Here is an 11,739-nt window from a genome sequence, read left to right as displayed (position 1 = left end):
TTTGATGGTGCGTACACATCCATCATGGCGCATTCTGACGCCGGCTCGGTAAGAGAGAGGAGACCATCTCATCGGCGGTGAAACAGGTCGTCCCGCCCTGTTTCATCATTGCCCTTGAAAATCGGGCGGAATTTGTGAAATCCCTGCATTTTCAAGGGCTCGCATTGGCCGTTGGCCAATGGCGGCGCATCCTGCGCCACAGATTAAACCGGCTCTACAGACGTAAAATGCCACCGGTTTATTAATAGCAGCTAGCGTCAGTGCGCCTCGTCCCAGTGCGCGCCGACGCCCGCCTCGACCAGCAAGGGCACATCCATCTTCGCCGCCGCGGCCATGCGCGCCTTCACCTCTGGCACGAAGGCATCAACCAGCTCCTCCCGTACCTCGAACACCAGTTCATCGTGTACCTGCATGATGACGCGGACATCCAGTCCGGTGTCGTCCAGCCACTGCGCCACCTGCACCATCGCACGTTTGATAATGTCCGCCGCCGTACCCTGCATGGGCGCATTTATGGCCGTGCGCTCGGCCCCCTGACGGCGCATGCCATTGCTGGCATTGATTTCCGGCAGATAGAGCCTGCGCCCGAACAGTGTCTCGACGTAGCCCTGAGCCCTTGCCTTTTCGCGAATATCGTCCATGTACCGCTGCACCCCGGGATAGGTGGCAAAGTAGTGATCGATATACTGCTGCGCCTCGTTACGGCCTATCCCGAGCTGCTTGCCCAGCCCGAAGGCCGACATGCCATAAATCAGGCCGAAGTTGATGGCCTTGGCGCTGCGACGCTGCTCGATGCTGACCTGATCCAGCGCAACCTTGAACACTTCCGCCGCCGTGGCACGGTGAATATCCTCGCCCTTGGAAAAGGCACTCAGCAGCCCCGGGTCCTGCGACAGGTGCGCCATAATGCGCAGCTCGATCTGGGAGTAATCCGCCGCCACCAGGCGGTAACCCTCGGGCGCAATGAAGGCCTGACGAATGCGCCGCCCCTCGGCGCTGCGAATTGGAATGTTCTGCAGGTTGGGGTCGGTGGATGACAGGCGCCCGGTGGCGGTAATGGCCTGGTGATAGGAGGTATGGATGCGGCCGGTGGTCGGATTGATCATCAGCGGCAGCTTGTCGGTATAGGTAGACTTGAGCTTGCTCAGGCCCCGGTGCTCCAGAATCAGCTTGGGCAGCGGGTAGTCCAGCGCCAGTTCCTGCAGCACTTCCTCGGCGGTCGATGGCGCCCCCTTGGGGGTCTTTTTCAGTACCGGCAGCTTCTGCTCCTCATAGAAGATCTGCTGCAGCTGCTTGGGGGAACTCAGGTTGAATGGCCGCCCCGCCAGCTCGAACGCCTCGCGCTCCAGCATGACCAGGCGCTCGCCGATCTCCACACTCTGCTTGCCCAGGAGGTTGGCATCCACCAGGGCACCGTTGCGCTCGATCCGGGACAGTACCGGGATCAGCGGCTTTTCGATTTCCTCGAAAACCTGCAGCAGCCTGCCCTCCTCGCTCAGGCGGGCATGCAGCACCTGGTGCAGGCGCAGCGTAATATCAGCGTCTTCGGCGGCATAGGGAGCCGCCTGTTCCAGCGCAATCTGGTTGAACGTCAGCTGTTTCTTGCCCTTGCCGGCGATATCTTCGAAGTGCACCGTCTGCAGTCCGAGATAGACATCGGCAAGGCTGTCCATGTCATGGCGGGTCACCACGGAATTAAGCACATAGGACTCCAGCATGGTATCGAATGCCACGCCCTGGAGCTCAATGCCGTAACGCGCCAGCACATTCATGTCGTACTTGATGTGCTGGCCAACCTTGGCGAGATTCGCATCTTCCAGCAGCGGCTTGAGCTGGGCCAGCACCGCGGCGCGGTCAAGCTGCTCCGGAGCGCCCACATAGTCGTGGGCCAGGGGCACATAGGCCGCGCGGCCAGGCTCAATGGCAAAGGACACACCGACCAGCTCCGCCTGCATCGAGTCCAGGCTGGTCGTTTCGGTATCAAAAGCAAACAGACTCGAGACCTTGAGCGCGCTGATCCAGCGATCCAGATCCGCCTGCTCCAGCAGGGTTTCGTATTCGATCTGCGCAGGTTCAGCAGCAACCGTACCTGCTGTGGCATCGGCAGCGGCCTGCGCAATAGTGTCAGCCCGCGACGAGCTGCCCAGTTCCTGAATCCAGCTGCGGAACGAAAAGCGCTCAAACAGCTCCAGCAGTTTGTCATTGTCGGGCGCCGGCAGGCCAAAGTCGGTTACGCCAAGATCCAGCTCGACATCGGTCTTGATGGTCGCCAGCAGGTACGAAAGCTCTGCGGCTTCCCGGTTTTCCTGCAGTTTTTTGGCCATCGTCTTGGCACCGCGAAAGCCCAGGGTGGCAATCTTGTCGAGGTTTTCATAGAGCGCGGCTATGCCGCCAATGCCCTGCAACAGCCCCAGCGCCGTCTTTTCCCCCACCCCCGGGACACCTGGAATGTTGTCGACCTTGTCCCCCATCAGCGCCAGCAGATCGATCACCAGTTCCGGCGCAATGCCGTACTTTTCCTCCACCCCGGCGGCATCCATGCGGACATCGTTCATGGTGTTGATCAGGGTCACATGCTCATCCACCAGCTGCGCCATATCCTTGTCCCCGGTGGAGATAAGCGTACTCATGGCTTTGGCGCTGGCCTGACGCGCCAGGGTGCCGATCACATCATCGGCCTCGACCCCGTCCACCATCAGCAGGGGCAGGCCCATGGCGCGGATAATGTCGTGAATTGGCTCGATCTGCAGGCGCAGATCATCGGGCATGGACGGGCGCTGGGCCTTGTACTCGGCAAACAGCTCGTCCCTGAAGGTTTTGCCCTTGGCGTCGAACACCACCACCACCGGGCTTTTCGGGTACTGCTTGATCAGGCTGCGCAGCATCGAGGTCACCACCCGCACCGCGCCTGTCGGAAAGCCCTCTTTGGTGCGCATGTCGGCCTGCTGGGAAGCAAAGAATGCACGGTATAAATAGGAAGAGCCGTCGACTAGAATGAGGGATGGGTGTTGCTCGCTCATAGCGGTATCCATGATTGTTAGTGCCGGGGGATAGTGTCAGGGCTGACAATCATATTAAATATGCCGCAGCCAACCAACGAATATGGAAATATGATGAAAAAACTGCTGTTGCTCGCCAGCCTTCTGCTGGTGCCGCCGGCGCAGGCGGAGACACTGCCAGAGTTCGGGCCGGACGCCCCGCAAATCACCATTCGCCATAACGACGAACGCGCCTTTTATGAATACCGGGTCAACGGTGTTCTGAAAGAGGTCAAGGTGGTTCCCAAAATCGGGAAGCCCTATTATCTGGTGCCGGTCGAGGGTAGCGGTGAATTCAGCCGCTTCGAAGAATCCTCCCTGCTAATCCCCAAATGGGTCATCTTCAGCTGGTAATATTGTGGCGGTATATACAGAAGTAACTGCTCAGGACCTCAACCGCCTGCTGGCCGACTTTGATCTCGGCACGCTGGTCGCCCACAAGGGTATAGAAGGCGGTATAGAAAACACCAACTATTTTGTCACGCTTAAAAGCCCTGCCGGCACCGAACAGGAGTTTGTCCTCACGCTGTTCGAAGAGTTTACGCTGGACGAAATGCCCTTTTTCGTCGAGCTGACCTGCTGGCTGGCCGAGCGCGGCAGCCCGGTGCCCGCGCCCTTCAAGGACCGAGACGGCATTGCCCTGAAGCAATTGCACGGCCGCCCGGCGCTGCTGCTGCCACGCTTTGGCGGCCAGCATGTGGCCCAGAGTGAACTCGGCCCGGCGCACTGCAGCTCCATTGGCGCAGCCCTGGCACAGCTGCACCTGGCCGGTTCCGAGTTCTACCTGCACCGCCAGGCCCACCGTGGCGTGTTCTGGTGGCGGCGCGAGAGCCAGCAGATTGCCCGCCTGTTGCCGGAAGACGAAGCCCTGCTGCTCAGCACCGAAGTACGCAACTTTGATGCCCTGCGTGCAGCCAAACTGGATCTGCCCATGGGCGTGATCCATGGTGACCTCTTCCACGACAACGCCCTCTTCAACGGCACCGACGTAAGTGCCATTCTGGACGTCTACAACGCCGCCACCGCCTATCTGCTGTACGACCTGGCGATTGTGGCCAACGACTGGTGCAGCAGGCCCGATGGCGGCATAGACGCTGAACGTGAAGCGGCACTGCTGCAGGCCTACAACGAAGTGCGCCCCTTCACGGACGATGAGCGTCAGGCCTGGTCGCAGCTGACCCGCACCGCGGCGATGCGTTTCTGGCTCTCGCGCCTGATCCCCTGGCTGGGCATCGAACAGGCCGGCCGTCAGGGCGGGGAAATGAAGCTCAAGAACCCCGACGAGCTCAAGCGCATCCTGCTGCACCGCATAGAACACCCCTCGCAGCTGCCCTGATTCAGGGCGGCAGCCAATCGCCGTCGTTCGGGTTATACTGGACGCCCATACAGCCCTTTATATTCCCGGGCCACCAGCTGCAACCAGCTGAGACCCCCGGGATCAACCGCAGAGCCCGATTGTTGCCGCCATGGATTTAACCCCGATTCTCGACTCACTCAACGATGCCCAGCGCGAAGCGGTCTCTGCACCGGTGCAGAATCTGCTGGTGCTGGCTGGTGCCGGTTCCGGCAAAACCCGCGTGCTGGTGCATCGCATTGCCTGGCTGATCCAGGTCGAGGACATCTCGCCCTACTCGATCATGGCGGTGACCTTTACCAACAAGGCCGCACGGGAAATGCGCGGGCGTATCGAGGAGCTGCTGGGGCTCAACCCCCACGGCATGTGGGTCGGCACCTTCCACGGCCTGGCACACCGACTGCTGCGCGCGCACTGGCGCGATGCGGGCCTGCCGGACAATTTTCAGATCATGGACAGCGATGATCAGTTGCGGCTGATCAAGCGCCTGGCCAAGGACATGAACCTGGACGAACAGCGCTGGCCGGCACGACAGTTCCAGTGGTTCATTAACGCCCAGAAAGACGAAGGTCTGCGCGCACGCCACATAGAGCCCTCCAACGATCCCTTCCAGCGCACCATGCTGAACGTCTATGTCGCCTATGAACAGGCCTGCGAGCGGGGCGGCATGATCGACTTCGGCGAACTGCTGCTGCGCAGCCTTGAACTGCTGCGCGACCGCTCGCCGGCGCTGCTCAAGCACTATCAGGAGCGTTTTCGCTACCTGCTGGTGGATGAGTTTCAGGACACCAATGCCATCCAGTACGCCTGGCTGCGCCTGCTCTGCGGCACAGAACGCAAGCTGATGGCGGTCGGCGACGATGATCAGTCGATCTACGGCTGGCGCGGCGCCCGCATCGAAAATATCCAGAACCTGCCGGAACATTTCCCCGGCACCACGACCATCAAGCTGGAGCAAAACTACCGCTCCACCAACAGTATCCTGCAGGCGGCCAACGCCGTGATCGGCAATAACCAGGGGCGTCTCGGCAAGCAGCTCTGGACCGAAGGCAGTGATGGCGAGCCACTGTCGGTCTACTCGGCCTTCAACGAACAGGACGAAGCCAGCTTTATAGTCGGCCGCATCCAGCAGTGGGTGCAGGACGGCAACCTGCGGGTCGATGCAGCCGTACTCTACCGCTCCAATGCCCAGTCACGCATACTCGAGGAAATGCTGATTCGCGCAGGCGTGCCCTATCGCATCTACGGCGGACAGCGCTTCTACGACCGGCTGGAAATCAAGAACGCCCTGGCCTATCTGCGCCTGATGTCGAGCCGTCACAACGACACCGCCATGGAGCGCGTGATCAATGTACCGACCCGCGGCATAGGCACCCGTACCATCGAACTGCTGCGCCAGCATGCCCGCGAGCAGGAACTGAGCATGTGGCAGGCGGCCTGCGAAATTATCGAGCAGGGGCTGCTGCCGGCCCGCGCCGGCAATGCGCTGCGGGCCTTCCTCGAACTGATCGACAGGCTCGACACCGAGACTCGGGATACTCAGCTGCACGAGCAGACCGAGCACATGATCAAGCACAGCGGCCTGGTCCAGCATCACGAGAAGGAAAAGGGCGAAAAGGCACAGTCGCGCCTCGAAAACCTTGATGAGCTGATCACGGCGGCGCGCCAGTTTGCCGGCAGCTGGCAGGAAGATATCGACACCGAAGAGGGAGAAGCCCGCACGCCCCTGGTTGCCTTTCTCGATCAGGCGGCACTGGATGCCGGTGACGCCCAGGCCGACGAACATCAGGACAGCGTGCAGATGATGACACTGCACTCGGCCAAGGGACTGGAGTTTCCGCTGGTGTTCCTGGCCGGCATGGAAGAAGGCCTGTTCCCCCACAAGATGTCGATCGAGGAGCCCGGCCGGCTCGAGGAAGAGCGCCGCCTGTGCTACGTCGGCATTACCCGGGCGATGCAGAAGCTGTATCTGACCTACGCCGAATCACGCCGGCTGCACGGCCAGGAAAACTTCAATCGCGCCTCGCGCTTTATCCAGGAAGTGCCGCCCGAGCTGATCGAGGAAGTGCGCCTCAATGCCCAGGTACGCCGTCCGCTGACGGCACGGACGTCGAGCGAGCCCCTGTTTCAGGGCAGCAGCTCCTCACTGGCCAACGCCGAAGTCCCCGCCACCAGTATTTCCCTGGGCCAGCGCGTCGGCCACGCCAAGTTTGGTGAAGGCACCGTAATCAACTACGAAGGCTCTGGCCCCAAGGCACGGGTGCAGGTGAATTTTGATGACGAGGGCTCCAAGTGGCTGATGCTCGGTTACGCCAACCTGCAGCCACTGTAAGAAACACAGTCTTCCGCGCTGCGTCCTACATAGTGCCCAGCGCCGGTGTGACCTTGCGCAGCCACAGGCTGGTTTCCAGGGCCTCCGCCGGCATCGGCAGGCGCGCCACAACGCTGTGCTGCAACTGGGACTGCATGCGACGGGCAGCGTAATGGCTGGACCAGAGCGGTGTGGCGGCGCCGCTACTGAGCAATACCGCCACCGCCTGCTGTTCGTTGTAACCGCGCCAGCGCCACTGCTCGGGGTAGTCGTCGGGCAGCAGAATGTCATGAAAGTGCACCAGCACGCCGGCGGCAAGCAGCGGCCAGACCCGGTTCAGCAGCCAGTCGACATCACTGCCAGGCAGCAGCAGATGACTGGAATCAATAAAGAGCATATCCCCCGCCTGCAGGCGCTCAAACAGTGCCAGATCCGCCTGTTGTACCGGCGTGCGCTGCAGCGTCACATCCAGCTGGGCCAGGTCCGCCCGCGGCGCGGGGTCGATGCAGATCAGTTCGGTGCTCAGCCCCTCGTCCTGGCAGGCTTTAACAAAGAACCGCGTGGAGTGGCCTGATCCCACCTCGATAATCATTCGCGGACGGGCAATCCGGGTCAGACCGTAGGCCATGGCGCCATCAAGCCGTGGAAACCAGCTCTGCTCCCAGCGCGGCAGCGGGGGGCGGGCGGCGCGAAAGCCCTGCAATTCGCCCCTGAAGGCTTCCAGCTGCAGTAACAGACGGCTGAAGTCATCGCGGTAACCATCCAGCAAAGCCTCCAGCACCGGATAGGGTTCGCTGGCCGGTGCCAGCTGGTCGGCATAACGGTAGGGCAGAAAATATCCCTGACGTCGCCACCCAAGCAACGTCGAGAGTCCCATTTTTAGCAATTTTACGCGCCGCATCTGCTGCTGTTCCTTGTATGGCAGGCCGGAGCGGGTTTGTCCAACAAACCCGATTTCCGTTCAGAGACGCCCGACTTTACTGCGCTGGCAGCAGCCGGATGTGTCCGTCCTGGTCAATGGCGACCTGAACACACTCGGTCTCGGTGACTTTGCGCGGTTCCCGGCCATCCGGACAGCGGCCCCAGACTTCAACCCCGATACGGGCCGAACTGTTGCCCAATTCAATCACCCGGGTATAGAAACTGAGGATGGTGCCCACCAGCACGGGCGACAGGAAATCCATGCTGCCGACCGATACGGTGGCAATCCGGCCTTCGGCGATCTTGGCTGCACGGATTTCCGCCGCTTCAACCGCCCGTGCCACTACCCAGCCGCCGTAGACGTCGCCAAACATGTTGGTTGCCTGACTGCTGGCGGGCAACTTGAGACTCAGCTCGCCCTCGGGTTTGGGCTCTTGTTCTTCATTCAATGACATGAGTTGTCTTCCAACCTGAAAATTTTAGATGTACAGAGTGTAATCTTCGCAGGTGCACAAATCACTACCTGTACGCGCCAGCACCAGGGTGCGCCAGCCACCCTGGCTGCAAAGCGTCTGCCCCGTCACCTTGTCACATTAGTGTCACAGATCAGCCCTATAGTGACGTCCAACAACAGAACGCTGACTATTACTAACGCTTCAGGAGCTAACCATGACACCGATGAAAAAGCTGATCTCAGCCGTTGCCATCTCGGCAACCTGCCTGACGGCCAACGCTTCCGACCTGCTGGACGCCAACCTGCCGACCTACGAAAAGGCGTCTGGCGTTTCAGGCAACCTGTCCAGCGTCGGTTCCGATACCCTGGCCAACCTGATGACCCTGTGGGCTGAAGAGTTCAAGCGTCTGTACCCCAACGTCAACATCCAGATCCAGGCCGCCGGCTCCTCCACGGCTCCGCCAGCCCTGACTGAAGGCACCTCCAACATAGGCCCCATGTCCCGCAAGATGAAAGACAAGGAGCTGGAATCCTTCGAGCAAAAGTACGGCTACAAGCCGACCGCCGTGGCCGTGGCCATCGACGCCCTGGCCGTGTTCGCTCACAAGGACAACCCCATTGCCGGCATGAGCATCGATCAGGTTGACGCCGTGTTCTCGTCTACCCGCAAGTGCGGCGCCACTGGCGACGTCACCAACTGGGGCGAACTGGGCCTGGGCGGTACTCTGGCCGACAAGAGCATCCAGCTATTTGGTCGCAACTCCGTATCCGGCACCTACGGCTACTTCAAGGAAAAAGCGCTGTGCAAGGGCGACTTCCGCAACAACGTTAACGAACAGCCGGGCTCTGCCTCTGTCGTGCAGTCTGTCTCCACTTCGCTGAACGGCCTGGGCTACTCCGGTATCGGCTACAAGACCGCCTCCGTTCGCGCCCTGCCGCTGTCCAGGAAGGCCGGTGAAGAATTCGTTGAAGCGACTCCGGAAAACGCCATTACCGGCAAGTACCCGCTGGCGCGCTCTCTCTACGTTTACATCAACAAGAAGCCTGGCACCGAGTTGCAGCCGCTGGAGCGCGAGTTCCTCAAGCTGGTGCTGTCCACAACCGGTCAGGAAGTGGTCGTGAAAGACGGTTACATCCCGCTGCCCGCCAAGGTTGTTGAAAAACAGATGGCTGATCTGGGCCTGTAACACCGCCTCACCCCGCCGGTTCGAAGCCGTTGCCGGAGAGATGTAAAGTGTTACGAAATGCAGGGGTGCTGGCAACAGCATCCCTGCATTTTATTGTTCGCGGCTTGTAACAAAAGCGTCATATAACTGCATTATTGTAGCCGCCGTATATTCAGGACTTCCGGGAACCGAGTGTCATGAGCAACGAAGCCACAGTTAGCGTACCCGAGCTCGACTTCAATACGCCCTCCGCCAGGCGCAAGCGCAAGATGCGTGCGTTCAAGGACAAGGCTGCGACCGTGGGGATCGGCATCGGCGGCATCAGCGTTATCGTCGCTATTCTGCTGATTTTTTTCTATCTGCTGTATGAAGTAATGCCCCTGTTTCGTTCCGCCACCGTCGAGCCCTGGCAGCAGAACGGCCAGGTCGTCAGCCCCTACGCGCTGCCGGGCCAGGGCAAGACACTGTATCTGGCCATGGAAGAGCAGGCAGAAATCGGCCTGCGTCTGACCGATGCGGCAGAAGCGATCTTCTTCGACACCCGCAGCGGCGATATCGTCAGGCAGCAGTCGCTGAACCTCCCCGCAGGCGTATCCATCAGTAGCTTTGCGCTGATCTCCGACGCCCGCCGCCTGTTTGCGCTGGGTCTGAGCAACGGCAAGGCCCTGGTAGTGCGCCACGATTACAAGGCCTCCTACCCCGATGGCGTGCGCGTACTGTCGCCGGAGCTGTCCTACCCGCTGGGCACCGACCCCATTCCCCTGGGTGACAGCCCGCTGGAATTGCTGACGGTTAATGGTGATGGCGACAACTGGCGCCTGATCGGCGGCAACGCCAGCAGCCTGACCCGCACCGATGTCGAGCTGAGCGAGAATTTCCTCAGTGGTGAAGTGGAAACCAGCATCGAGACCACAGGCCTGGCGCAACCCAACGTCAAGGCGACCAAACTGTTGCTGATGCCGGACCGTCGCTGGCTGCTGATCGCCGCCCAGGGCGGCAAGCTCGCAGTGTCCGATCTGCAGGCTCCGAATGACGCCAGCATCACCCAGATCATCAACGCCACCAACGGCGACATAGAGGCGTTTGAACTGCTGCTGGGCGGCAACTCGCTGATGCTGGCCGACAGCAAGGGCCGCGTTTCCCAGTGGTTCCTGGTGCGTGATGAGCAGGGCAGCTGGCAGCTGACCCCCATTCGCAGCTTTGACACCGATGGCGGCACCCTGTCGAGCTTCACCACCGAACATCGCCGCAAGGGCTTTGCCACCCTGGACAGCGAAGGCACCCTGAAACTGTTCAATACCACCGCGCAGCGTACTGTGCTGAGCGAAAAGCTGCTCGACGGCCCCGCCGACCAGATCGCCTATGCACCGCGCTCCAACGCCATGCTGCTGGAACGCAACGACACCCTGAGCTTCTGGGCCATCCACAACGAGCACCCTGACATTTCCTGGAGCGCGCTCTGGGACAAGGTCTGGTATGAGGGCTATGAGGAACCGGCCTACGTATGGCAGTCTTCCGCCGCCAACAACGACTTCGAGCCCAAGTACAGCCTGATGCCACTGGCGTTCGGTACCCTCAAGGCCGCCTTCTACGCCATGCTGCTGGCAACTCCGCTGGCCATCTGCGGTGCCATCTACACCGCCTACTTCATGGCACCGGGACTGCGCCGCAAGGTAAAACCCGTGATCGAGCTGATGGAAGCGCTGCCAACGGTCATTCTGGGCTTTCTGGCCGGTCTTTGGCTAGCGCCTTTTATAGAGCTCAATCTGGCCGCGGTCTTCCTGATTCTGCTGGTGATCCCGGCATCGATCCTGGCCTTCGCCTTTGGCTGGGCGCAACTGCCCAATCGCATCCGCTTCATGCTGCCCGATGGCTGGGATGCAGCCCTGCTTATTCCGGTGGTGATGCTGGCAACCTGGCTCAGCTTTGCCCTCGCAGGCCCGCTTGAAAACCTGCTGTTTGGCGGCGACCTGCGCCTGTGGGTCAGCCAGACCATGGGCATCAGCTACGACCAGCGCAACGCTCTGGTGGTGGGGATCGCCATGGGCTTTGCCGTGATCCCGACCATCTTCTCGATCACCGAGGACGCCATCTTCGCGGTGCCCAAGAGCCTGAGCTACGGCTCGCTGGCACTGGGTGCAACGCCCTGGCAGACGCTGGTGCGCGTAGTCATGCCGACTGCCAGCCCTGGTATCTTCTCGGCGGTGATGATCGGCATGGGCCGTGCGGTGGGTGAAACCATGATCGTACTCATGGCCACCGGCAACACCCCGATCATGGATGTGAACATCTTTGAGGGCATGCGTACCCTGGCCGCCAATATCGCGGTGGAAATGCCAGAGTCGGAAGTCGGCAGCACCCATTTCCGCATCCTGTTCCTGGCCGCCTTCGTACTGTTCATGTTCACCTTTGTGGTGAACACCCTGGCCGAGAGCATTCGCCAGCATCTGCGCCAGAAATATGGCTCTCTGTAACCGGGTGACTGAGGATTAATG

The 11,739-nt window shown here is 60.7% G+C and carries 8 protein-coding genes; 5 read left to right on the top strand and 3 right to left on the bottom strand.

Translation table 11 applies throughout. From position 1 onward, the window contains the following. Positions 1–257: 257 nt before the first annotated feature. Positions 258–3,020, bottom strand: a complete 2,763-nt coding sequence (gene polA, locus MRS74_RS12420; protein ID WP_254580608.1) for a DNA polymerase I — start codon at positions 3,018–3,020, stop codon at positions 258–260. Between the two features lie 93 nt (positions 3,021–3,113). Here polA and MRS74_RS12415 point away from each other — a divergent pair, with 93 nt between their 5' ends. The 3 genes from MRS74_RS12415 (at position 3,114) to uvrD (ending at position 6,724) form a co-directional block, all read left to right on the top strand. Continuing rightward, complete coding sequence (locus MRS74_RS12415; protein WP_254580607.1) at positions 3,114–3,392, top strand: DUF2782 domain-containing protein; 279 nt, start codon at positions 3,114–3,116, stop codon at positions 3,390–3,392. A gap of 4 nt (positions 3,393–3,396) precedes the next feature. Beyond that, complete coding sequence (locus tag MRS74_RS12410; protein ID WP_254580606.1) at positions 3,397–4,374, top strand: homoserine kinase; 978 nt, start codon at positions 3,397–3,399, stop codon at positions 4,372–4,374. A 130-nt stretch (positions 4,375–4,504) separates the two neighbouring features. Next, positions 4,505–6,724, top strand: a complete 2,220-nt coding sequence (uvrD, locus tag MRS74_RS12405; protein ID WP_254580605.1) for a DNA helicase II — start codon at positions 4,505–4,507, stop codon at positions 6,722–6,724. A gap of 25 nt (positions 6,725–6,749) precedes the next feature. Here the strand turns inward: uvrD and MRS74_RS12400 are convergent, their stop codons facing one another. Both MRS74_RS12400 and MRS74_RS12395 read right to left on the bottom strand, forming a co-directional pair. Then, entirely contained in the window at positions 6,750–7,604 is an 855-nt protein-coding gene (locus MRS74_RS12400; protein ID WP_254580604.1) for a class I SAM-dependent methyltransferase, read from the bottom strand. Between the two features lie 76 nt (positions 7,605–7,680). Further along, positions 7,681–8,079: an acyl-CoA thioesterase gene (locus MRS74_RS12395; RefSeq protein WP_254580603.1), complete on the bottom strand. Its 399-nt coding sequence runs from the start codon at positions 8,077–8,079 to the stop codon at positions 7,681–7,683. A 214-nt stretch (positions 8,080–8,293) separates the two neighbouring features. Here MRS74_RS12395 and MRS74_RS12390 point away from each other — a divergent pair, with 214 nt between their 5' ends. Beyond that, positions 8,294–9,265, top strand: coding sequence for a PstS family phosphate ABC transporter substrate-binding protein (locus MRS74_RS12390; RefSeq protein ID WP_254580602.1), 972 nt, complete (start codon positions 8,294–8,296; stop codon positions 9,263–9,265). Positions 9,266–9,441: 176 nt separating this feature from the next. Then, positions 9,442–11,718, top strand: a complete 2,277-nt coding sequence (locus MRS74_RS12385) for an ABC transporter permease subunit (protein WP_254580601.1) — start codon at positions 9,442–9,444, stop codon at positions 11,716–11,718. Positions 11,719–11,739 lie beyond the last annotated feature (21 nt).

Source organism: Marinobacterium sedimentorum, assembly GCF_024267675.1.
GTDB lineage: Bacteria > Pseudomonadota > Gammaproteobacteria > Pseudomonadales > Balneatricaceae > Marinobacterium_A > Marinobacterium_A sedimentorum.
The sequence above is the reverse complement of the archived record's forward strand: the minus strand, read 5'-3'. Positions and strand labels throughout refer to the sequence as shown.

What these genes read in the sequence shown, in the direction of transcription:
- MRS74_RS12390 (WP_254580602.1), top strand. Translation starts at nt 8,294, where the DNA reads ATGACACCGATGAAAAAGCTGATCTCAGCCGTTGCCATCTCGGCAACC.
- MRS74_RS12415 (WP_254580607.1), top strand. Translation starts at nt 3,114, where the DNA reads ATGAAAAAACTGCTGTTGCTCGCCAGCCTTCTGCTGGTGCCGCCGGCG.
- MRS74_RS12400 (WP_254580604.1), bottom strand. Translation starts at nt 7,604, where the DNA reads ATGCGGCGCGTAAAATTGCTAAAAATGGGACTCTCGACGTTGCTTGGG.
- polA (WP_254580608.1), bottom strand. Translation starts at nt 3,020, where the DNA reads ATGAGCGAGCAACACCCATCCCTCATTCTAGTCGACGGCTCTTCCTAT.
- uvrD (WP_254580605.1), top strand. Translation starts at nt 4,505, where the DNA reads ATGGATTTAACCCCGATTCTCGACTCACTCAACGATGCCCAGCGCGAA.
- MRS74_RS12385 (WP_254580601.1), top strand. Translation starts at nt 9,442, where the DNA reads ATGAGCAACGAAGCCACAGTTAGCGTACCCGAGCTCGACTTCAATACG.
- MRS74_RS12395 (WP_254580603.1), bottom strand. Translation starts at nt 8,079, where the DNA reads ATGTCATTGAATGAAGAACAAGAGCCCAAACCCGAGGGCGAGCTGAGT.